The following is a 22,019-nucleotide window of genomic DNA, read 5'->3' as shown; positions in this document are numbered from 1 at the left end:
CGCCTGCCCCGCGTGCCCCCGCGTGCGCCTGCGTGCTCGGCGCATCCGTCGCCAAAACAGGAGTCGACACCGGCGCGACGTCGTTTTCTCCTGTTCTGGAGCACAAGCGGCCGATCCGTCCTGTTCTCGTGACGGCTCAGGGATGGAGCAGCTGCGGCGCTCAGGCGTAGAGCGGCGGAACGCCCGAGGCGCGCTCGATCAGCCGGTCGAGCACCTCGGGCGTCGTCGTGTTCTCGCCGAGCCGGTTCACCTTGCCGGCGCCGTGGTAGTCGCTGGAGCCCGTGATGGCGAGGCCGTAGCGCTTCGCCATCTGCTCCAGGCGCGCCCGCGGTTCGGGCTTGTTCTCGCGGTGGTCGAGTTCGAGGCCGAACAGCCCGGCATCCACCAGTTGGCCCAGCCGTTGCTCGGAGACGATGTCGCCGACACCGCGGGTGGCCGGATGCGCCAGCACCGGCACTCCCCCGGCCGCCGTCACGAGGCGCACGGCCTCCATCGGCTCCGGGGCGTAGTGCGGCTGGTAGTACCCGGCCCGCCAGTGCAGGATGCCGCCGAAGGCATCCGTTCGCGTGGCGGCGTGGCCGCGCTCGACGAGCGCGTCGGCGATGTGCGGCCGGCCGATGGTCGTGCCGTCCTGCGCCTGGGCGAGCACGTCCTCCCAGGTGAGCGGGTAGTCCGCGCCGATGCGCTCGACCATGCGCTGGGCCCGGTCGAAACGCGCGTCGCGGATGCGCCCGGTCTCGGCCACGATGCCGGGGTCGTCTGGGTCGAAGAGGTAGGCCAGGAGGTGCACGCTCGTGCCCCGCACGCGGGTGCTGAACTCCATGCCGCGGATGAGCGTGATGCGCGCTTCGGCGGCCGCCTCGGCCGCCTCCGCCCAGCCGGCGGTCGAGTCGTGGTCGGTGAGGGCGACGGTGCGGATGCCGGAGGCCGCGGCGTCGAGCATCAGCTCGCGGGGCGTCTGGGTTCCGTCGGAGACGCGCGAATGGGTGTGCAGGTCGATCGGACCCTCGAATCGACGCGCACCTGACATGTTCTTATGTTAGTTCGGCGCCCGAGGCCGGCCCTCGCGGTGCGGGCACTGCGCCCGCGCGAATGCGTTCCGGGCACGGGTGAGAGAATGGGACCATGGACGCCAGCGACACCACCAGCACTGCCACAGACATCCGCTCGACCGACGCACCGTCGGGGACGAACCGGAACGAGAACCGGTCGACGACGCCGGGGTCGAGCGTCTTCAAGGACTACATCTCCAGCGGTTGGGCGCCTCGCGAAGACGCGCTGCCCGCCGCGCGTCAGCAGGCGTCGTTCGCCGCCGCGCGCCGGGAGCGGCTCTCGGGCATGTACCCGGGCCAGCGGCTCATCGTGCCCGCCGGGTCGCTCAAGCAGCGCGCGAACGACACCGACTACGCCTTCCGCGCGCACTCCGCGTTCAGTTACCTGACCGGCTGGGGCAGCGACTCCGAACCGGGCGCCGTGCTGGTCATGGAGCCCGCCGGCCGGGGGCACACCGCGACGGTGTACTTCAGGGAGCGCGCCGGGCGCGACTCCGACGAGTTCTACGCCAACCCCGAGATCGGCGAGTTCTGGATCGGCCCCCGCCCCTCCATCGCTCAGGTCGCGAACGACCTGGGTGTCGACGTGCGCGGCATCGCCGACCTGGACCGGGTGATCGACGCCTCCGACACCGAAACGCTGGTGCTGCGTGAGGCCGATCCCGCGCTCACGCTGCGCGTCGACGAGGCCCGGCTGCGGTTCGCCGCCGAGCGTGCCCTCAACAACGATGCCTCCGACGCGCCGTTCAGCCTCGAGACGGGCGACGAGCACGATAAGGACGCGCGCCTGGCACGGGACCTCGCCGAGCTCCGCCTGGTCAAGGACTCCTGGGAGATCGAAGAGATGCGGCAGGCGGTCGCCGCCACCGGGCGCGGCTTCGAAGACGTCATCCGCGACCTCCCCCGCGCCAGCGCCCACCAGCGCGGCGAGCGCCTCGTCGAAGGTGTCTTCAACACGAGGGCCCGCGCCGACGGCAACGCCGTCGGTTACGACACGATCGCGGCCTCCGGCCCGCACGCCTGCATCCTGCACTGGACCCGCAACGACGGACCGGTGCTGCCCGGGGACCTGATCCTTCTCGACGCCGGCGTCGAGCTCGACAGCTATTACACCGCCGACATCACGCGCACCCTGCCGGTCTCCGGCACGTTCAGCCCGGTGCAGCGGAAGGTGTACGAGGCGGTGCGCGAGGCAGCGGATGCCGCGTTCGCCGTCGCGCGGCCCGGTGCAGTCTTCCGTGAGGTGCACGCGGCCGCCATGGCCGTGATCGCTCGCCGCACCGCCGAGTGGGGCATGCTCCCGGTCTCCGCCGAGGAGGCGCTCGACCCGCAGAGCGGCCACCACCGCCGGTACATGGTGCACGGCACCAGCCACCACCTGGGACTCGACGTGCACGACTGCGCGGCAGCCCGCCGGGAGATGTACATGGATGCGGTGATCGAGCCGGGCATGGTGTTCACCATCGAGCCCGGGCTGTACTTCCAGCCCGACGACCTCACCGTGCCGGAGGAGTTCCGCGGCATCGGCGTGCGGATCGAGGACGACATCCTCATCACCGCCGACGGTCCCGAGAACCTGTCGGCCGGCATCCCCCGCACCGCCGACGACGTCGAAGCCTGGATGGCCGGCATCCGCTGACCCATGTCGCCGAGGTTGCCCGTTCCGGACGATGGTGTCTGCTACGCCTGGCACATTCGTCCGGAACGGTACATCTCAGGCAGGCGCCGACCTCATTTTCGTAGTGGGCGCCGCATAACCACTCGCGGCCAGTCAGCCAAGCCGCCGGCCGCTTCCCTCGCCACCCGTTGCCGCATCGCCGGCCCCCAGTGCTCGCGCGCGAAGACTTCGAATCTCAGGCGAGCGTAGTACGGCGCGTTCCACGGGACGTCACGAAACGTCGTGAGCGTCAGCGCGGCCACATTGCGCTCCACTGCTAATTCACCGGCTAAATCGAGAAGCCGCGTCTGCGACGTGTGCGCATGCCCCTACTGCTCGCGGGTGCGCTCCCCGTACGCGGGCGGCGCCTCGGGCTCCGCCGGACGCGCGGTGCCGGCCGGCACATCGGGAGGTGTCGGGTCTTCGTGGGCGGCCGCGGGAGCCGAGACGTGCGGCATCTCGCGGGTGCGCTGGGCGTCCTCGGCGTGCTCGGCCTCCTGCGCCTGGTGCGCCTCGTGGATCTGCTGCGCCTCGCGCGCTTCGGCCGCCTCACGGGCCTGACCGGGCGTGCCCGGAACGTCGACGGGCGACTCGCCCGCGGCATCCGCTGGGCTGTCGACCGGAGCCTCACCCGCGACGATCCCCGAGCCGCCGCCGAGCACGTTGCGCGCCCGGTTCACGAGGCTGGCCTCCACGAGGAGGTGGTAGTTGGTGGCGATGACCTGCATGGTCGAGGTGAAATCGCGACGCCGCCGGTTGAACGCATAGCTCACGAGACCGAACAACATGCCGAACCCGGCGCCGATGAGCACCGCCGCCAGCAGGAACGGCATGCCGGCGCCGTCGGGCGAGAAGATGAAGAACAGCAGGCCGAAGAAGATGCCCATCCAGGCACCGGATGCCGCACCCGCGATCGCGACGCGGCCCCAGCTGAGCTTGCCGGTGACGTGCTCCACCGTCTTGAGGTCGTTGCCCACGATGGAGAGCTGCTTCACCGGGAAGTCCGCCTTGGCGAGAACGTCCACCGCAGCCTGCGCCTCGTTGTAGGTCTCGTAGGTCGCGACGACCTCCCCGCGCGGCATCGTGGGAAACATGGTCTGGCGTCGGCCACCGCCGAAGAGGCTCTGGTTCGTCATGCCGCCATTCTTTCACGGGCCCGGAAAACTCGGCGCGTGGCCTAGATTTGTACTGTGAGTGCCACCAGAGTCTTCGTCGCCCGCCTGGCCGGGTGCAGCGTCTTCGACCCCGCGGGCGACCGCGTGGGCAAGGTGCGCGACGTACTCGTGGTGTACCGCAAGAACGACCCGCCGCACGTGGTCGGCCTCATCGTCGAGATCCCCGGCAAGCGGCGCGTCTTCATGCCCATCGGCCGGGTCACCAGCATCGGCAGCGGGCAGATCATCACCACAGGACTGATCAACGTGCGCCGCTTCGAGCAGCGCGGCGGCGAAGTGCGCGTCATCGCCGAGATGCTCGGCCGCAAGGTGACGTTCAACGACGGCTCCGGCGACGCGACGATCGAAGACGTCGGGATCGAACTGGGCGACCAGGGCGAGTGGGACATCAGCCAGCTCTTCGTGCGTCGCCCCAAGAGCGGCGCCTCCCCGTTCGCGAAGGGGGCGACCGTCTTCGTGCAGTGGAACGAGGTGCGCGAGAAGTCGAAGGGCGGCCAGGCCCAGTCCGCCGAGCAGCTGATCGCCACGTACTCCGACCTGAAGCCCGCCGACCTCGCCAGCACCCTCCTCGACCTGCCCCGTGAGCGCATGTTCGAGGTGGCCGGCGAGCTCTCCGACGACCGCCTCGCCGACGTGCTCGAGGAGATGCCGGAGCACGACCAGGTCGGCATCCTCACCCGGCTCGGCGACGCCCGCGCGGCCGAGGTGCTCGACCACATGCAGCCCGACGACGCCGCCGACCTCATCGCCCAGCTTCCCGAGGAACGCGGTGAGCAGCTGCTCGACCTGATGGAGCCCGAGGAGGCCGAGGACGTCCGCTTCCTCCTCACCTACGCCTCCGACACCGCCGGCGGCCTCATGACCACCGAGCCGATCATCGTCTCCGCCGACTCCACCGTCGCGGAGGGCCTCGCCCTCATCCGTCGCCACGACCTCGCGCCGGCACTCGGCGCCGCCATCTGCGTCACCCTGCCGCCGTATGAACCGCCGACCGGCCGCTTCCTCGGCATGGTGCACTTCCAGCGGATGCTGCGCTACCCGCCCCACGAGCGCCTCGGCACGCTGCTCGACCAGGGTCTGGAGCCCGTGACCGCCGACACCTCGGCGGCCGAGCTCTCGCGAATCCTCGCCAGCTACGACCTCGTGTCGGTTCCCGTCGTCGACGAGAACCACCGCCTCGTGGGCGTCGTCACGATCGACGACGTGCTCGACTACCTCCTGCCCGACGACTGGCGAAGCCACGACGGCAACGACGACGTGCAACGACGCGCCGCCGCCCGCAACAAACTCAATACCGGCAGCATCCCCTTGCCAGGGGCACGCGGCCGGGGAGCGGAACAGGCAACGCCCAGCGGAAGGAGGAGGACCAGTGGCACGAGCTAACAAGACCGACGTCCGCCTCGACGCGCCGCGCGGCCTCCGCACCAACGGCCTCCCCTGGAACCGCGGAGGAAGCGACCGGTTCGGCCGCTTCACCGAGGCGATCGCCCGCGGCATGGGCACGCCGTGGTTCCTGCTCGGGCTCACGTTCTTCACGATCGCGTGGATCCTGTGGAACACCATCGCGCCGGGCCCGTGGCGCTTCGACTCCGCCGACCTCGGCTTCATCGCCCTCACCCTGGTGCTGTCGCTGCAGGCCTCCTACGCCGCCCCGATGATCCTGCTGGCGCAGAACCGGCAGGACGACCGTGACCGGGTGCAGATCGAACAGGACCGCCAGCGCGCCGAACGCAACCTCGCCGACACCGAGTACCTGGCTCGCGAGGTCGTCGCCCTGCGCCTGGCCGTGAAGGACATGGCGTCGAAGGACTTCATCCGCGCGGAGCTCCGCAGCCTCCTCGAGCAGTTGGACGAGCGCGACCAGCTCGACGAGGCCGGAACCGACGGAGAGCGTGCCGCGATTGACCGCTGAACCCGCCGCTGCTGAAACGGCGGCTGCTGAGACAACGGATGCCGTGCGCGAGCGCGTGCAGGCGGCCCTCGCGCGGGTACAGGATCCCGAGATCCGCCGGCCCATCACCGAGCTCGGCATGGTGGCGGGGATCGACGTGGCTGCCGCCGGGCGGGTGACGGTGGGCCTCAAGCTCACGATCGCCGGCTGCCCGGCGGCCACCCGCATCGAGCAGGACGTGCTCTCCGCCACCGAGTCCGTCGTGGGCGCGGGAAACGCGGCCGTCGACGTCTCGGTGATGACGCCGGCCGAGCGCACCGCCCTCACCGAACGGCTGCGCGCCGGCCGCCCCCGGAAGGGCACCGCGTTCACTCCCGAGTCGCTGACGCGCGTATACGCCGTCACGAGCGGCAAGGGCGGCGTCGGCAAGTCCACCATCACCGCCAACCTGGCCGTCGCGCTCGCCCGCGAGGGCCTCCGGGTCGGCATCGTCGACGCTGACGTGTACGGGTTCTCCATCCCGGCACTCCTCGGCCTGGCCGGCGCGAAACCCACGCAGGTCGGCGACATGATCCTGCCGCCTGTCGCGCACGACGTGAAGGTGATCTCCATCGGCATGTTCGTGGATGACCCGTCGGTCGCCGTCGCCTGGCGGGGACCGATGCTGCACCGCACCATCTCGCAATTCCTCACCGACGTCTATTTCGGCGACCTCGACATTCTGCTGCTCGACCTGCCGCCCGGCACCGGCGACGTCGCCATCTCGGTCGGCCAGCTCCTCCCGCACGCCGAGGTGATCGTCGTGACCACGCCGCAGCCGGCCGCGGCCGACGTCGCCGAGCGCAGCGGTGTCGTCGCCCGCCAGACCGGGCAGAAGATCTACGGCGTCATCGAGAACATGGCCGGTCTCCCGCAGCCCGACGGCAGCATCCTGGAGCTGTTCGGGTCGGGCGGCGGCGCGGAGGTCGCCCGCCGGCTCTCCGCCGGGCAAGACGAGCCCGTCACGCTCCTAACGCAGGTGCCCCTCAGCGTGCCGCTTCGCGAAGGAGGCGACCACGGGCATCCGGTGGTGCTCGCCGCGCCCGACGACCCGGCCAGCCTGGCCCTGTCGGGGGTCGCCCGCCTCCTCGCCACCCGCTCCCGCGGGCTCGCCGGTCGCCGCCTGCCCTTCTCCCCCGCCTAAGAACCCGCCAGCACGTCCACGCGAAGGCGGGCGTGGGTCAGGTGGCCTCGTCGTCGAAGGGGGCCGGCTCGTGCGGCTTCAATCCCGCCTGCCCACCGGCGCGCGAGACGATGGCGGATGCCGGGGCCGGGTCATCGAGCAGGGCCTCACGGATGATGCGGCGCGGGTCGTATTGCCGGGGGTCGAGTTTCTTCCAGTCCAGGTCATCGAACTCGGGGCCCATCTCGTCGCGCATGCGGTCCTTGGCCCCGTTGGCCATGTCCCGCAGCTGCCGCACCAGCCGGGCCAGTTGCGCCGCGTAGTGGGGCAGCTTGTCCGGTCCGAGGAGGAAGACGGCGATGATCCCGATGATCAGGATCTTCTCGAACGTCAAACCGAACATCCCATCAGGATAACCTCCGGCGAGGCATGGCCGTGCCGGGCGCAGCGTGGCCGTAGTCTTGACTTCAACCACCAACTGGAGCCGAGCTTGTCTGATAAAGAACTCAACTGGAAATTCTCCGACGAATTCGTCGTCGAGTCCGAAGCGGTGACGCGCGCGCGGCAGCAGGCCCTGGAGCTCGGGATCGACGCCGTCGCCCCCGCCGTGGGCGCACAGTCCGCGGTCATCGCCGCCGCGACCGGCGCGGGCAGCATCCTCGAGGTGGGCACGGGCACGGGCGTCTCCGGGATGTGGCTCCTCACCGGCGCCCCCGGTGCGACCCTCACGTCCATCGATGTCGAGGTCGACTACCAGCACCACGCCCGGGCGAACTTCACGGATGCCGGCTTCCCCGGCAACCGCGTGCGGCTGATCACCGGCCGCGCCGCCGAGGTGCTGCCCCGCATGAACGAGAACTCCTACGACATCGTCTTCGTCGACGCCGACCCGCACTCGGTCATCGAGTATGTGGAGCACGGCCTGCGCCTGGTGCGCCCCGGCGGAAGCGTGCTGGTCGCCCACGCCCTCTGGCGCGGGTGGGTGGCAGACCCGGTGCGGCGCGACGACGTCGCGACCGGTTTCCGCTCGCTGCTGACCGAGATCGCCGCGTCGAGCGCGGTGGTGAGCGCCCTCTCCCCCGTCGGCGACGGCCTGCTGCAGATCACCCGCGTGCGCCCGTAACGGGCGACGGATGACGAGGGGCCGTGCAGCACAGCTGCACGGCCCCTTCGTTCGAGCTGATCTCAGTTCGCCGCGCTGACGACTCCGGCGAGCGCGTCGTGAAGCTCCTTGGCCTCAGCATCGTTCACAGAGACGACGAGGCGGCCTCCCCCTTCGAGCGGAACTCGCACGATGATCAGGCGCCCCTCCTTTACAGCCTCCATTGGCCCGTCTCCGGTCCGTGGCTTCATGGCCGCCATGAGCTCCCCTTCCATTTCGTGGTTGGTTCCATTATCGTGCATGCCGCCGCGCATCGAGTAATCACGGTCACGGCGGGGTCCAGTCGGCGCCGTCCACGCCCCAGCAGATCAGCAGCCATCCCCACTGCGCGGCGATCGACACCAGCACCACCACGACCCGGTAGATGCGCGACCTCGGGGCCGCGACGGCGCCGAGCAGCGGGAACAACGGCATGAGCAGCCGGAACGTGCTCGACTGCGGGAAGAACACCGCCAGCAGGTAGATCGCGTAGCTCACGACCCAGGCACGGAGGTCGATGCCGAGCCGCTTCACGGCCGGCGTGAAGAGGAACATCCCGAACGCCAGCACCAGGGCGATGACGGCGAGGATCCCGAGCGGCATCCCGAGCCACCACACCCCGCCCTGGAACCACGCGCTGAACGGCACCAGCTCCTGATAACCGATGTAGGGCGCGCGCCACGCCAGCTCCGTATCGGTGTACGCGCCCGGCTGTCCGGTCACCGCCCACGCGACGGCCGGCCACGCCAGCCCCATCAGTGCGCTGAACACGGCAACGCCGGCCGACAGCATCCGCTCGCCCGGCGGGTAGGGGTCGGTGTGACGGGTGAACCAGCGGTACCCCACGTGCAGCACGAGGGCCAGCGCGAAGGCGAGGCCCGTGGGCCGGGTGAGCGCCATGACGGTGATCACCGGGAACAGCAGCACGTACCGGCGCTCGAGCAGCAGGTACAGGGCCACGGTGAGGAAGAAGAGGTGCATCGATTCGGCGTAGCCGAACTGCAGGATCGGCGACAGCGGCGCGACGCAGAACAGCACGACGGCGAACATGGCCGTCTCGCCGGGCAGCACCCGGCGCATCAGTCGGTAGAACACGAGCGCCGTCGCCAGGCTGAAGGCCAGCGACACGAACACGGCGACGGAGTTCCACTGCAGGCCGGTGGCGAACATGATGAGGCGCACGACGGCCGGGTAGCCGGGCATGAACGCCCAGGCGTTCTCGGCGATGTGCCCGTCGGGGGTGACCGGCAGCACCGACGGGTACCCGGCGACCGCGACGATGTTGTACCAGCGGCCGTCCCAGATGTTGGCGTAGTCGACATACGAGGGGTGCGCGCCGGTCCACGGGTTGGGGCCCTGCACCCGGGCGAGGGTCAGAACCATGGCGCTCGTGAGCACGCGGGACAGCAGCCAGATGACGAGTACGCGCCCCCACCACGGTGTCAGCCGGTAGCGGGCCCGCCAGCGCGGCAGCACGACCGTGCGGCGGCGCTCCTGGGGCCTCAGGATGTCGCGGACGCCGTCAGCCATGCCCGCAACCCGCGCTCGCACTCGGTGATCTGGTCAACCGGCACGCGTTCGTCGTCGGCGTGCGCCTTCAGCGGGTCGCCCGGCCCGTAGTTCACCGCGGGAACGCCAAGCGCCGAGAAGCGGGCCACGTCGGTCCAGCCGTACTTCGGTCGCGCCTCCACGCCGCCCGGCACACCGGCACCCACCGCGGCGAGGAAGTCCTGCGCGAGCGGCGCGTCGAGGCCCGGGCGGGCGCCCTCGGCGAGGTCGACCACGGTGATGTCGTAATCGGGGAACAGCTCGTGGATGTGCGCGATGGCGTCCTGGCCGGACCGGCTCGGGGCGAAGCGGTAATTCACGTGCACCATCGCCTCGTCGGGGATGACGTTGCCGGCGATGCCGCCGGTCACGCCTACCGCGTTCAGGCCCTCCCGGTAGACGAGTCCGTCGACGTCCACCTCCTGCGGCTGGTACTCGGCGAGCGTGGCGAACACCGGCGCCAGCTTGTGGATGGCGTTGTCGCCCACCCACGCGCGGGCGGAGTGCGCCCGCAGGCCGAAGCTGCGGATCTCGACCCGGAGGTTGCCGTTGCAGCCGCCTTCGACCTGGCTGCGCGTGGGTTCCCCGAGCACCGCGAAGTCGCCGGCGAACAGGTCGGGGCGGTTGCGGGCCAGCCGGCCAAGCCCGTTGAGGTCGGCGGAGACCTCCTCGTGGTCGTACCACATCCAGGTGACGTCGACGGCGGGGTCGGTCAGCTCCGCGGCCAGCTTCAGTTGCACGGCCACGCCGGCCTTCATGTCGACGGTGCCGCGCCCCCACAGGTACTCCACGCCGTCGATCGTCTCGAACCGGGTGGGCAGGTTCGCGTTGATCGGAACGGTGTCGATGTGGCCCGCGATCACCACGCGCTGGGAGCGGCCCAGGTTCGTGCGCGCCACGACGGTGTCGCCGTCCCGGACGACCTCGAGGTGCGCGCATCCGCTGAGGGCCGCCTCGATGAGGTCGGCGAGCGGCGTCTCATCGCCGGAGACCGATGGCATGTCGCAGATGACCCGGGTCAACTCCACGGATGTCGCGGTGAGGTCCAGGGCGGACGGTACGGAAGGCGCGGACGCCGCTGGAATCGGGTTCTGGGGCACCCTACTAATCTAGAGCCATGCCCACCGCTCCCTCACCTGCCTCCACCATGCCCGCCCACGCCTGGGGTCACGGCCTCGCCACCGTCGCCGGCGACGGGAGCGTGCTGGACACCTGGTTTCCCTCGCCGCAGCTGGGCCGCCGGCCGGCCGGCGACGACGCCCCCGCGGCCCTGCAGGAGCTCGCGGGCGATGACGCGCGGCGGGCTGTGCGCCTCGAGGTTGTGACCGTCGAGGTCGAGCTGGCCTCCGGCCCCGACAGCACAGCGGATGCCTACCTCCGGCTTCACCTGCTTTCGCACCTGCTCGCGCGGCCGAACAGCATCAACCTCGACGGCATCTTCGCCCACCTGCCGACCGTGGTCTGGACCAATGCGGGCCCGGTGCATCCGGCCGACTTCGACCGCCTGCGCATGCCGCTGCAGCGCGCCGGCATCACCGCGACCGGCATCGACAAGTTCCCGCCGCTGCTGAACTACGTGACCCCGGAGCGCGTTCGCATCGCCGACGCCTCCCGGGTGCGGCTGGGCGCGCACCTCGCGCCGGGCACCACGGTCATGCACGAGGGCTTCGTGAACTTCAACGCGGGCACCCTCGGCGCGTCGATGGTCGAGGGGCGCATCTCGCAGGGCGTCGTGGTGGGTGACGGTTCCGACGTGGGCGGCGGCGCCTCGATCATGGGAACGCTGTCGGGCGGCGGCACGCAGCACATCGCCATCGGCGAGCGCGCCCTGCTCGGCGCCAACTCCGGCATCGGCATCTCGATCGGCGACGACAGCATCGTCGAGGCCGGTCTGTACGTGACCGCCGGCAGCAAGGTGGTGCTCGTGGGCGCCGCGCCGACGGCGGACGGCACGGCCCCGACCGTGAAGGCCGTCGAGCTCTCCGGAATGCCCAACCTGCTGTTCCGCCGCAACTCGCTGACCGGGGCGGTCGAGGCGCTCCGCCGCGACGGCGCCGGCGTCACCCTGAACGCCCAGTTGCACGCCTGAGCCCCTCCCTCACGAGCTGCGCGCGTCGAACGCCGTTGCGCGGGCTGAATTCAGTACGCGCAGCGGCGTTCAACCCGCGTGCCGCGAGCGGGCGATAGTCTCGTAGCGCGGCGGAGGCCGCGTGGGGGCGGGCAGCGTCACCGGGCGATTCACGAAGGAGTGACGTGGGCACTGACGCACCCCGAAGCAGGCGCCGCCGCCGAAGCCGCCCATTCCTCATCGCGCTGGGCATCGTCGCAGCCGTCGCCGTCATCGTCGCGGGTGCGGGCGTCTGGACCGTCACCCGCTCCTTCCCCACACTCTCCGGAGAGGTCACCGTGCCGGGGCTCGACGACTCCGTGACGGTGCGACGCGACGACGCTGGCATCCCGCGCATCGTCGCCGACGACCCCCACGACCTGTTCCTCGCCGAGGGCTACGTGCACGCCCAGGACCGGTTCTGGGAGATGGACGTGCGCCGGCACGTGACGAGCGGCCGGCTCGCCGAGCTGTTCGGCGCCGGCCAGGTCGGTACGGATGCGTTCATCCGCACCCTGGGCTGGCGTGCGGTGGCGGAGCAGGAGGTCGCGAAGCTCGACCCGGTGACCCTCGGCTACTACCAGTCGTACGCCGACGGCGTGAACGCGTACCTCCGCACGCACACGGGCGCCGACCTGTCGCTCGAATACGTCGCCCTCGGCCTGCAGGTGCACGACTACGAACCGGAGCCGTGGACCCCGGTCGACTCGGTGTCCTGGCTGAAGGCCATGGCCTGGGACCTCCGCTCCAACCTCGTGGACGAGATCGACCGGGCCCTGCTCTCCACCACCCTGAGCGCCGCGGAGGTCGCGGCCCTGCACCCCGGGTACCCGTACGGCAGCCACCCCACGATCCTGGGCGGCGTGCCGAAGAAGGCCGCCCCGAAGCCCGCGCCGGCGAAGGCGGCCGCCGCATCCGCTTTGCTGCCCGACCTGCAGCCGCAGCTCGCCGCGCTGAAGACCACCCTCGACGCTTTGCCCGAGCTCATCGGGCCGGCGGGCGGCGAGATCGGCTCCAACTCGTGGGTCGTCTCCGGCGCCCACACCGACACCGGCAAACCGCTCCTCGCCAACGACCCGCACCTCGGGCCCGCCCTGCCGTCGGTCTGGTACCAGGTAGGCCTGCGCTGCCGCAGCGTCTCGCCGGCCTGCCCGTTCGACGTGGCCGGGTACAGCTTTTCGGGCATGCCCGGCGTCATCATCGGCCACAACCAGAAGGTGGCGTGGGGCTTCACCAACCTGGGGCCAGACGTGGCCGACCTGTACGTCGAGAAGGTCACCGGCGACAGCTACGAGTACGACGGCAAGGCCACACCCCTGGCGGTGCGGAACGAGAAGATCAGCGTCGCCGGCGGCGACCCCGTGAAACTCGAGATCCGGTCGACCGCGCACGGGCCGATCGTGAGCGGTCTGACCGGAACCGCCTTCCCCGGCATCGCAGCCGAGTACCCGGATGCCGCGGGGATGGCGGCGCCGACGACACCGGGCACCGAGTACGAGCTGTCGCTGCAGTGGACGGCGCTGAGGCCCGGTCGCACCGCCGCGGCGATCTTCGCCCTGAACGCCGCGACCGACTGGGCCGGTTTCCGCGCGGCGGCCCAGGCGTTCGACGTGCCCGCGCAGAACCTGCTCTACGCTGACGTCGAGGGGAACATCGGCTACCAGTCGCCCGGGCTCATCCCCATCCGCACCAAGGGCGACGGGACCGTGCCGGTGCCGGGCTGGAGCAGCACCTACCGCTGGAAGGGCTTCATCCCATTCGAGAAACTCCCGCACCTCTACAACCCGCCGGCAGGGTTCATCGTCACGGCGAACAACGCGGCCGTCGGCACGGGCTACCCGTACCTCATCACGAAGGACTGGGACGCCGGCTACCGGGCTGAGCGCATCACCACCCGGCTGGCGGCCCTGATCGCTGCCAAGACGCCCATCAGCGCCGCAGCCATGAGCCGCATCCAGGCCGACAACTACAGCCCGATGGCCGCGGCGCTCGTCCCCCTGCTGCAGAAGGCGAAGGCCAGCGGCACCGCGAAGGAGGCCCAGGCGCTCTTCACCGGCTGGGACTACCAGCTCGACGCCGACAGCCCAGCGGCCGCCTACTACAACGTGGTCTGGCGCACCCTGCTGCACGACCTGTTCGGCGACAAGCTGCCCGAGAGCACCCAGCTCACCGGCGGCGACCGCGCCTACGCGGTCGTCACCAGCCTGCTCGCGCACCCGGAGTCGCCGTGGTGGACCAACACCCGCATCGGTGCGATCGGACAGTCCAGCATGCTCAGCCACGTGCTGGACCGCGCCGCCGCCGAGGCCACCCGGCTGATGGGGCCGGTCTCCGAGTGGCAGTGGGGCACGATCCACACGCTGGAGCTGCGTAACGGCACCTTCGGCCAATCCGGCATCGCGCCGCTGGAGTGGGTGTTCAACCGGGGGCCGTACGAACTGGCGGGCGGGTCATCCGTTGTCAACGCCGTCGGCTGGGATGCGACGCAGGGCTACGGGGTGAACTGGCTGCCCTCGATGCGGCAGGTGGTGAGCCTCGCGGACTTCGACGACTCCACCTGGGTGAACCTGACCGGGGCGTCCGGGCACGCCTTCCACCCGAACTACGTCGACCAAACCCCGCTCTGGCAGGACCACCAGACGCTGCCCTGGGCCTACTCCCCCGCGGCGGTGCGCGAAGCGGCCACGAACACCCTCCGGCTGCTGCCGGCCCCCTGACCCGCCCGCCGGCCTCTCTCGCCTGTGAGGGGCCAGCTTTACCTAGTCTGAAGCGCGTCGGACTAGGGAGAGTTGGCCCCTCACGGGCAGGAACGAGAGCGCGGGCGACGGATGCGGCGGCGTCAGCGGGTGGGGAAGTCGCGGGCGGGCGAGCCCACGTAGAGCTGCTGCGGGCGGCCGATCTTGGTGGCCGGGTCGGTGTTCATCTCGCGCCAGTGCGCGATCCAGCCCGGAAGCCGGCCGATCGCGAACAGCACCGTGAACATCCGCGTCGGGAAGCCCATGGCCTTGTAGATCACGCCGGTGTAGAAGTCGACGTTGGGGTAGAGCTTGCGCTCCTTGAAGTAGTCGTCGCTCAGGGCGATCTGCTCGAGCTCCTTGGCGATGTCGAGGAGGTCGTCGTGCACTCCGAGCGCGGCGAGCACCTCGTCGGCGCTCTCCTTGACCAGCTTGGCGCGCGGGTCGTAGTTCTTGTACACCCGGTGGCCGAAGCCCATCAGGCGCACGCCCTCTTCCTTGTTCTTCACGCGCTCGACGTACTTCTGCACGCTCTCGCCGGATTCCTTGATCTGGCCGAGCATCGAGAGCACCGCCTCGTTCGCGCCGCCGTGCAGGGGGCCGTAGAGCGCGTTGATGCCGGCCGACACCGACGCGAACATGTTCGCCTGCGTGGAACCGACGAGCCGCACGGTCGACGTCGACGCGTTCTGCTCGTGGTCCTCGTGCAGGATCAGCAGCCGCTCGAGCGCCTTGCTGACGACCGGGTTCACCTCGTACGGCTCGGCGTACGTGCCGAAGTTCAGGCGCAGGAAGTTGTCGACGAAGCTCAGCGAGTTGTCGGGATACAGGAACGCCTGCCCGATGCTCTTCTTGTGGGCGTAGGCGGCGATCACGGGCAGCTTCGCGAGAAGCCGCACCGTGGACAGCTCGACCTGCTCCGGATCGGACACGCTCAGCGAGTCCTCGTAGAACGTCGAGAGGGCCGAGACGGCGCTCGAGAGCACCGACATGGGGTGCGCGTTGCGGGGGAAGGCGCTGAAGAAGTGCTTGAGGTCCTCGTGCAGGAGCGTGTGCCGGCGGATCTTCTCGTCGAAGTCGGCGAGTTCGCTCGCGCTCGGCAGCTCACCGTAGATCAGCAGCCAGGCGGTCTCGAGAAAGCTGGAGTTCTGGGCGATCTGCTCGATCGGGTAACCCCGGTAGCGGAGGATGCCCTGCTCGCCGTCGATGTAGGTGATCGAGGAGCGGGTGGCCGCGGTGTTGACGAAGCCGTAGTCGAGCGTGGTCAGCCCGGTCTGGCGCGTGAGGGTCGCGATGTCGAGGCTGTTCGCTCCGTCGACCGCGGGGAGGATGGGGAACTCCGCCGTCCCGCCCGGGTAGCTCAGAGTGGCCTTCTGCTCGTCCGATTGCGTTCCCCGCGCGGCGTCGACCACGAAGCCTCCCTGATTGCTCGTGCCGGCCGGTGTGCCGACGGTTCGGTGGCAGTTCACTGCATGGCGATGCACGCGTGAGCCAGATACAGCCTAAACCGCTCCGCCGCCCACTGTCGCATCCGCCAACATTTCGCGGCGTTCGATGGATGATCGCTACAGTCGCGTTGCGGATCGGGCCTGCCTACGCCCGCAACCGCTCCGCGGCGGCGGCGATGCGCTCATCCGTTGCCGTGAGCGAGAACCGCACGTGCTGGGGAAAGTGTTCACCGTAGAAGTGGCCGGGCCCCGCGACAATGCCGAGGTCGGCCAGCCGGCCGATGGATTCCCAGGCGTCGACACCCTCCGTCGCCCACAGGTACAGGCCGCCCTCGCTATGGTCGATCCGGAAACCGGCGGCCTGCAGGGCCGGCAGCAGCACCTGGCGTCGGTGCCGGTAGCGCTCCCGTTGCGCATCGACATGGGCGTCGTCGCGAAGGGCGGCCACCATCGCCGCCTGCAGGGGCGCGGGAAGCATCAACCCGGCGTGCTTGCGCACGTTCAGCAGCCCCGACACGATCCCGCCGCAGCCGGCGACGAACGCCGCCCGGTACCCGGCCAGGTTGGACTGCTTGCTGAGCGAGTAGATGGCGAGAACATTGCGCCGGTTGTCGCCGATGACGCGCGGGTCGAGGATGCTCGGGATCGGCTCGGCATCCCATGGCGCGTCCCAGCCCAGCTCGGCGTAGCACTCGTCATTGACGATCACGGCGCCGAGCTCGCGGGCGCGGGCCACGGCGGCGCGCAGCTCATCCACCCCGAGCACACGGCCGTCGGGATTGCCCGGGCTGTTCAGCCACACGAGCTTCGTCGTGGCGGGCCACTCGGCCGGGTCGTCAGACGCCAGCGCGTCGGCGCCCACCATGGCCGCGCCGATGGCATAGGTCGGGTACGCCGCCGTCGGGTGCACGATGGTGTCGCCCTCGCCGACGTCGAGCAGGAACGGCAGCAGCGCCACCAGCTCCTTCGAGCCGATGGTCGGCAGCACGTTGCGCTCGGTGAGGCCCGTCACTCCCCGGCGACGGGCATACCAGTCGACGATGGCCTGGCGAAGCGCGGGCGTTCCGGCGGTCTGCGGGTACGCGTGCGCGTCGGTGGCCGAGGCCAGCGCCTCACGGACGAGGTCGGGCGTCGGATCGACCGGGGAACCGATCGAGAGGTCGACGACCCCGCCGTCGTGGCTTTCGGCGCGCACAATGAAGGGAGCCATCTGGTCCCACGGGTACTCCGGAAGTTCCTTCACAGCGGGCGTCGCGGCTCAGTGCTGAACCTGCGGCGGAAGGGCGGCGATGATCGGGTGGTCCTTCGGGATCACGCCGGTCTTCGCGGCACCGCCCGGTGAGCCGATGTCGTCGAAGAATTCCACGTTCGCCTTGTAGTACTCGGCCCACTGCTCGGGAAGGTCGTCCTCATAGTAGATGGCCTCCACGGGGCACACCGGTTCGCAGGCACCGCAGTCCACGCACTCGTCGGGCTGGATGTACAGCGACCGCTCGCCCTCGTAGATGCAGTCGACCGGGCACTCATCGACACAAGCGCGGTCCTTGACGTCGACACACGGAAGGGCGATCACGTAGGTCACTGGTCTCGTCGTCCCTTCTGGAGCCTGGCAGCCGGAAATCCAGTCTATGCCTTCGCGCTGTGCACCCCGTGCGGCTGCTGCTCCCGCGGCGGCACCTTGGGCCACGCCACGGCGAGCGCGGCGATGAGGGCGGGCACGAGCGTCCACAGCGTTCCGGGCAGGCCGGCCGGAACGAGCACCGATCCGCCGGTGCTCCGAAGCGACAGCACGAAGATCGTGCCGAGCATTCCGATGGCGGCGAGCAGCACGACCATCCGGTCGTCGAGCACCATGCGGAGGCCCACCAGGAGCGTCGCAGCCGCGGCGAGCGCCAGCACGAGCCCGACCGGGATCGCAGCCTCGCCGACGGCGAGCGTCGTCTGGTGGGCCACCGTGCCGAGCATGCCGATGGCCGCACCCGCCACCAGTCCCCCGGCCCCGGCCAGCAGCCGGGAGAGCGGCGTCGCGGGGAGCTCCCCGTCGACGCCGGGCAGCGTGTCGGCGCGCACGTAGGTCTCGGTGGTCGTGACGGCGAGGAACGTGCCGTCCTCGAGCGTCACGGTGTGGTCGGTCACCGTCCACCGGCTCCCGTAACAACGGATGGCGTGGAGCTTGCGTTCCACCTCGTGGTGGATGTCGATGGCGGTGAGGCGCTGCGCGGTCCCTTCGAACTCCCTCCGCCGGACGAAGACCGGAACGCGACTCCCGACGGCCGCGCGACTGACCGCGTCGGCCAGGCGCGGGGCCAGGCGCCCGATGACGACCGCGGTCGGCCCGACCTCGCGGACGGCGTCGACGAGTTCGGCGGGGTCACGGGCGAACATCCGCCACTCCGACACGTCGAGGACGTGGAGTGCCTCCTCCAGCTCACGGGTGTCGAGGTGCTTGCCGTGCGCGCCGTCGTCGGAGGGCGCGTAGAAGAGCACCACCTCGGCGCCCGCCGCCCGGAGCCTCGCGATCGCCCCGCCGAAGAGCAGGGATTCGTCCCCGGGGCTCTCGCTGATGAACACGACTCGTTCATCGCGGTCAGACAGGACCATGGTTGCGCTCGACCTTTCTGGACTACGAGCAGCCTACTGCCAGCCATTCCGGCTGGACAGTACGCCGGGCGACCCGTAGTGTTAGGTAAGCCTTACCAAAGAAACCAGCCCCACCGAGGAAGTCCGTGCTCGCAAATTATCTGATCGGCCTGCGTGAAGGTCTCGAAGCCGCCCTCGTCGTCACCATCCTGATCGCCTATGTCGTGAAAGTGGGGCGCCGCGATGCGCTGAGCCGCATCTGGGCGGGCGTGGGCCTGGCCGTGCTGCTGGCCCTCGGCATCGGCGCGTTGCTGAGTTACAGCACCTACCAGTTGTCGTTCCAGGCGCAGGAAACCCTGGGCGGCACGCTGTCGATCCTGGCGACGGGGCTCGTCACCTGGATGGTGTTCTGGATGCTGCGCACCGCCCGCTCGCTCAAGGGCCACCTGCACCACCAGGTCGACCGCACCCTCGCCGGCGGCGTGCTCGGGCTCGTGTTCGTTGCCTTCCTCGCCGTGGGCCGGGAAGGGATCGAGACGGCCCTGTTCCTCTGGGCGGCCGTGCAGGCCACCGGGCAGAACACGTTCCCCCTGCTCGGGGCCGCCCTCGGCATCCTCACCGCCGTCGCGCTCGGTTGGCTGATCTATGCCGGCATGCTGCGCATCAACCTGGCCAAATTCTTCACCTGGACGGGCGGCATCCTGATCATCGTCGCGGCCGGCGTGCTCTCCTACGGGTTCCACGACCTGCAGGAGGCGGGCATCCTGCCCGGCCTGCACGCGTTGGCGTTCGATGTGAGCGGCGCGGTGCCGCCCGACAGCTGGTACGGCACCCTGCTCAAGGGCACGCTCAACTTCTCCCCGGCGACCACGTGGCTGGAACTCGGCGCGTGGGTGGCGTACACCGTCCCCACCATGACCGCGTTCATCCTGTGCAGCCGCCGCCGGACCCCGCGACCGACGACCGAGGTCGGTGCGTCAGCACCCCTCGCCTCCGTCAACGCCTGACGACCCGCTTCCACCCCCACACGAACAGGACATCCCCATGCCCGCTCGCCTCCCCCTGCTCGCCGCAGCCGCCGTGACCCTCCTGGGTCTCACCGGGTGCGCCGCCGATGACGGCCCGTCGGGCGACACGCCGGCCCTGACCGTCGAGAGCAGTGCCACAGAGTGCACGGTGTCGGCCGATGAGGCTCCGGCCGGCACGATCCGCTTCACTGTGCACAACGCCGGCGACCAGGTCACCGAGTTCTACCTGCTGGGCGACGACAAGCTGCGGATCGTGGGCGAGGTCGAGAACATCGGCCCCGGGCTCAGCCGCGACCTTGTCGTGCAGCTGCAGGCCGGCACCTACTACACCACCTGCAAGCCCGGCATGCAGGGCGACGGCGTCGGAACGGCGCCGTTCACGGTGACGCCGTCCACAGCGGCCGCCCCCGACCTGTCCGCCGACACGGCCGCGCAGGTCGAGTCCGCGAACACCGCATACGCCGCGTACGTGACCGAGGAGGTGGAACAGCTCGTCGAGGGCACCGCCCGCTTCGCCGCCGCGTACACCGCCGGCGATGACGAGGCGGCGCGGGATCTCTACGCGCCCACGCGCATCCACTGGGAGCGTATCGAGACCGTCGCCGAGTCGTTCGGCGACCTCGACCCGCGCCTCGACGCCCGCGAGGCCGACCTCGCGGAGGGCGAGGCGTGGACCGGCTGGCATGCCATCGAGAAGGACCTCTGGGCCGGGAACGCCGGGGCGGACTTCGAGCGCTACAGCGCCGACCAGCGCGCGGAGCTCGCCCGGCAGCTCGTCGCGGACACCGCCACGCTGCAGGGCAAGGCCGAGGGGCTGAGCTTCACCCTCGCGCAGCAGGCCAACGGCGCCATCGGCCTGCTCGACGAGGTGGCCGGCTCGAAGATCAGCGGCGAGGAGGAGTTCTGGTCGCACACCGACCTCTCCGACTTCCAGGGCAATATCGACGGCGCCCGGGTGCTCTACCAGGGCCTTCGCGAGATCGTCGTGGCGAAGGAGCCCGCCCTCGCCGAGCAGCTCGACGCGGAGTTCGCGGCCGTGCAGGCGCTCCTCGAAGCGCAGCGTGCCGGTGACGGCTTCACCCCGTACACCGGTCTCACCCCGGCCGAGGTCAAGGCGTTCTCCGACCAGGTCAACGCGCTCGGCGAGCCGCTGAACCGGCTCACCAGCGTCGTCGTGGGCTGAGCGCCTCGTGGCGGAACCCAGCGAGGCAACGGATGCCGCCCAGGCGCCGCGCGGGCTGTCCCGTCGCGGGCTGCTCGGCCTGGCCGGCGCCGGGCTCGCCGGCCTCGGCGTCGGCGTCGCCGGCGACCGGGCGGCCCTCGCCGCGACGGCCGCGGCGACGGGCACCAAGGCCGCGGGCGCCTATGCGTTCTACGGCACGCACCAGGCCGGCATCGTCACGCCCGCCCAGGACCGCCTGCACTTCGCCGCGTTCGACATGTCCCCGGGCAGCAGCCGCGACGACCTCATCGAGCTCCTGAAGGACTGGACCGTCGCCTCCGCCGCCATGACCGCCGGACGCGACATCGGCGACTTCGGAGCCGCGGGAGGGCCATACGACGCGCCGCCCGAAGACACCGGCGAGGCGCTCGGGCTGCCGGCCTCCGGCCTCACCATCACCGTCGGCTTCGGCCCGACGCTGTTCCAGGCAACGGATGGCACGGACCGGTTCGGTCTCGCGCACAACCGGCCGGCCGAACTCACCACCCTTCCCCACTTCCCCGGCGACCTGCTGGAGGAGGCCCGGAGCGGCGGCGACCTCTGCATCCAGGCCTGCGCCAACGACCCCCAAGTGGCCGTGCACGCCATCCGCAATCTCTCCCGGATCGCCTTCGGGCGCGCCGCGATCCGTTGGTCGCAACTGGGCTTCGGGCGCACGTCGTCGACGAGCACGAGCCAGGCGACCGCCCGCAACCTGTTCGGCTTCAAGGACGGCACCGCGAACGTGATGGCGGAGGAGCCGGGCGCGGCGGCCGAGCATGTGTGGGTGCAGCCCGGCGAGGGGCCCGCCTGGCTGGCCGGCGGCTCCTACCTGGTCGCGCGGCGCATCCGCATGACCATCGAGACCTGGGACCGGTCGATCCTCAGCGAGCAGGAGGCCGTCATCGGCCGCACGAAGGGCGAGGGCGCCCCGCTCTCAGGCGGGACGGAGTTCACCGAGCCCGACTTCGCCCTGGCCGGGCGCTCGGGGCCGCTGATCGGGCCGCACGCCCACATGCGGCTCGCGCACCCCGACCAGAACCACGGCATCCGCTTGCTGCGCCGAGGCTACAACTTCGTCGACGGCAATGACGAGCTGGGCCGTCTCGCCGCCGGCCTCTTCTTCATCAGCTTCCAGCGCTCGCCCGAGCAGTTCATCACCGTGCAGCAGAACCTGGCCGGCCACGACGCCCTGAACGAGTACATCCGGCACGTGGGCTCCGCGCTCTTCGCCGTTCCCCCCGGAGTCCGCCCCGGCTCCTTCCTCGGCGCCCCCCTTTTCGCCCCTTAACGC

General features: G+C 70.5%; 20 protein-coding genes. 10 read left to right on the top strand and 10 right to left on the bottom strand.

The window, feature by feature from the left end:
• Positions 1 to 160 precede the first annotated feature (160 nt).
• The gene (locus EEJ31_RS06370; RefSeq protein WP_123045452.1) at positions 161 to 1,030 is read right to left on the bottom strand and encodes a PHP domain-containing protein; all 870 of its coding nucleotides are present in this window, start codon (positions 1,028 to 1,030) and stop codon (positions 161 to 163) included.
• A 95-nt stretch (positions 1,031 to 1,125) separates the two neighbouring features.
• On the opposite strand from EEJ31_RS06370, the gene EEJ31_RS06365 reads away from it, so the two are divergent.
• On the top strand, positions 1,126 to 2,691 hold the full coding sequence (locus EEJ31_RS06365; protein ID WP_123045451.1) for an aminopeptidase P family protein: 1,566 nt from the start codon (positions 1,126 to 1,128) through the stop codon (positions 2,689 to 2,691).
• Between the two features lie 347 nt (positions 2,692 to 3,038).
• Here the strand turns inward: EEJ31_RS06365 and EEJ31_RS14110 are convergent, their stop codons facing one another.
• A complete protein-coding gene (locus EEJ31_RS14110; RefSeq protein ID WP_233563763.1) occupies positions 3,039 to 3,845 on the bottom strand; it encodes a general stress protein in 807 nt (268 codons plus the stop codon).
• A 54-nt stretch (positions 3,846 to 3,899) separates the two neighbouring features.
• Between EEJ31_RS14110 and EEJ31_RS06355 the strand changes: the two genes are divergently transcribed.
• The 3 genes from EEJ31_RS06355 to EEJ31_RS06345 are packed head-to-tail and all read left to right on the top strand — an operon-like array spanning position 3,900 to position 6,958.
• The gene (locus tag EEJ31_RS06355; protein ID WP_123045450.1) at positions 3,900 to 5,267 is read left to right on the top strand and encodes a magnesium transporter MgtE N-terminal domain-containing protein; all 1,368 of its coding nucleotides are present in this window, start codon (positions 3,900 to 3,902) and stop codon (positions 5,265 to 5,267) included.
• Positions 5,254 to 5,796: a DUF1003 domain-containing protein gene (locus tag EEJ31_RS06350; protein WP_123045449.1), complete on the top strand. Its 543-nt coding sequence runs from the start codon at positions 5,254 to 5,256 to the stop codon at positions 5,794 to 5,796. The genes EEJ31_RS06355 and EEJ31_RS06350 overlap by 14 nt, the downstream gene beginning before the upstream one ends.
• 43 nt (positions 5,797 to 5,839) lie before the next feature.
• Positions 5,840 to 6,958 (top strand): Mrp/NBP35 family ATP-binding protein, encoded by a 1,119-nt coding sequence (locus EEJ31_RS06345; protein WP_407643210.1) that lies wholly within the window; start codon positions 5,840 to 5,842, stop codon positions 6,956 to 6,958.
• A 37-nt stretch (positions 6,959 to 6,995) separates the two neighbouring features.
• Here EEJ31_RS06345 and EEJ31_RS06340 read toward each other — a convergent pair whose 3' ends face one another.
• Entirely contained in the window at positions 6,996 to 7,340 is a 345-nt protein-coding gene (locus tag EEJ31_RS06340; protein ID WP_233563762.1) for a sec-independent translocase, read from the bottom strand.
• A gap of 87 nt (positions 7,341 to 7,427) precedes the next feature.
• Between EEJ31_RS06340 and EEJ31_RS06335 the strand changes: the two genes are divergently transcribed.
• Positions 7,428 to 8,060, top strand: a complete 633-nt coding sequence (locus tag EEJ31_RS06335; RefSeq protein WP_123045447.1) for an O-methyltransferase — start codon at positions 7,428 to 7,430, stop codon at positions 8,058 to 8,060.
• A 62-nt stretch (positions 8,061 to 8,122) separates the two neighbouring features.
• Here the strand turns inward: EEJ31_RS06335 and EEJ31_RS06330 are convergent, their stop codons facing one another.
• The 3 genes from EEJ31_RS06330 to dapE all read right to left on the bottom strand — a co-directional run bounded on the left by EEJ31_RS06330 (position 8,123) and on the right by dapE (position 10,627).
• Positions 8,123 to 8,299: a DUF3117 domain-containing protein gene (locus EEJ31_RS06330; protein WP_123045472.1), complete on the bottom strand. Its 177-nt coding sequence runs from the start codon at positions 8,297 to 8,299 to the stop codon at positions 8,123 to 8,125.
• Between the two features lie 67 nt (positions 8,300 to 8,366).
• Positions 8,367 to 9,608: a mannosyltransferase family protein gene (locus EEJ31_RS06325; protein WP_123045446.1), complete on the bottom strand. Its 1,242-nt coding sequence runs from the start codon at positions 9,606 to 9,608 to the stop codon at positions 8,367 to 8,369.
• Positions 9,581 to 10,627: a succinyl-diaminopimelate desuccinylase gene (gene dapE, locus EEJ31_RS06320; protein ID WP_233563768.1), complete on the bottom strand. Its 1,047-nt coding sequence runs from the start codon at positions 10,625 to 10,627 to the stop codon at positions 9,581 to 9,583. The genes EEJ31_RS06325 and dapE overlap by 28 nt, the downstream gene beginning before the upstream one ends.
• Before the next feature lie 116 nt (positions 10,628 to 10,743).
• Between dapE and dapD the strand changes: the two genes are divergently transcribed.
• Entirely contained in the window at positions 10,744 to 11,715 is a 972-nt protein-coding gene (gene dapD, locus EEJ31_RS06315) for a 2,3,4,5-tetrahydropyridine-2,6-dicarboxylate N-succinyltransferase (RefSeq protein WP_123045445.1), read from the top strand.
• Between the two features lie 164 nt (positions 11,716 to 11,879).
• Positions 11,880 to 14,450 (top strand): penicillin acylase family protein, encoded by a 2,571-nt coding sequence (locus tag EEJ31_RS06310; RefSeq protein ID WP_123045444.1) that lies wholly within the window; start codon positions 11,880 to 11,882, stop codon positions 14,448 to 14,450.
• A gap of 122 nt (positions 14,451 to 14,572) precedes the next feature.
• Here EEJ31_RS06310 and EEJ31_RS06305 read toward each other — a convergent pair whose 3' ends face one another.
• The 4 genes from EEJ31_RS06305 to EEJ31_RS06290 all read right to left on the bottom strand — a co-directional run bounded on the left by EEJ31_RS06305 (position 14,573) and on the right by EEJ31_RS06290 (position 18,517).
• Entirely contained in the window at positions 14,573 to 15,880 is a 1,308-nt protein-coding gene (locus EEJ31_RS06305) for a citrate synthase (RefSeq protein ID WP_123045470.1), read from the bottom strand.
• 181 nt (positions 15,881 to 16,061) lie between these two features.
• Positions 16,062 to 17,159, bottom strand: a complete 1,098-nt coding sequence (dapC, locus tag EEJ31_RS06300) for a succinyldiaminopimelate transaminase (RefSeq protein WP_148040138.1) — start codon at positions 17,157 to 17,159, stop codon at positions 16,062 to 16,064.
• A gap of 15 nt (positions 17,160 to 17,174) precedes the next feature.
• Positions 17,175 to 17,498 (bottom strand): ferredoxin, encoded by a 324-nt coding sequence (gene fdxA, locus EEJ31_RS06295; RefSeq protein ID WP_123045442.1) that lies wholly within the window; start codon positions 17,496 to 17,498, stop codon positions 17,175 to 17,177.
• 44 nt (positions 17,499 to 17,542) lie between these two features.
• Positions 17,543 to 18,517: a PIG-L deacetylase family protein gene (locus tag EEJ31_RS06290; protein WP_123045441.1), complete on the bottom strand. Its 975-nt coding sequence runs from the start codon at positions 18,515 to 18,517 to the stop codon at positions 17,543 to 17,545.
• A 125-nt stretch (positions 18,518 to 18,642) separates the two neighbouring features.
• On the opposite strand from EEJ31_RS06290, the gene efeU reads away from it, so the two are divergent.
• Genes efeU through efeB form a run of 3 tightly spaced genes read left to right on the top strand, consistent with a single transcriptional unit; the run spans position 18,643 to position 22,016 of the window.
• Complete coding sequence (gene efeU / locus EEJ31_RS06285) at positions 18,643 to 19,503, top strand: iron uptake transporter permease EfeU (RefSeq protein ID WP_123045440.1); 861 nt, start codon at positions 18,643 to 18,645, stop codon at positions 19,501 to 19,503.
• Between the two features lie 37 nt (positions 19,504 to 19,540).
• Positions 19,541 to 20,707 carry an iron uptake system protein EfeO gene (gene efeO, locus EEJ31_RS06280; RefSeq protein WP_123045439.1) on the top strand — a complete coding sequence of 389 codons (1,167 nt, stop codon included), beginning with the start codon at positions 19,541 to 19,543 and terminating at the stop codon, positions 20,705 to 20,707.
• Positions 20,708 to 20,714: 7 nt separating this feature from the next.
• A complete protein-coding gene (efeB, locus tag EEJ31_RS06275) occupies positions 20,715 to 22,016 on the top strand; it encodes an iron uptake transporter deferrochelatase/peroxidase subunit (RefSeq protein WP_123045438.1) in 1,302 nt (433 codons plus the stop codon).
• Positions 22,017 to 22,019 lie beyond the last annotated feature (3 nt).

It is taken from the genome of Cryobacterium tepidiphilum (assembly GCF_003716325.1).
GTDB classification, from domain to species: Bacteria; Actinomycetota; Actinomycetes; order Actinomycetales; family Microbacteriaceae; genus Cryobacterium; species Cryobacterium tepidiphilum.
The sequence above is the reverse complement of the archived record's forward strand: the minus strand, read 5'-3'. Positions and strand labels throughout refer to the sequence as shown.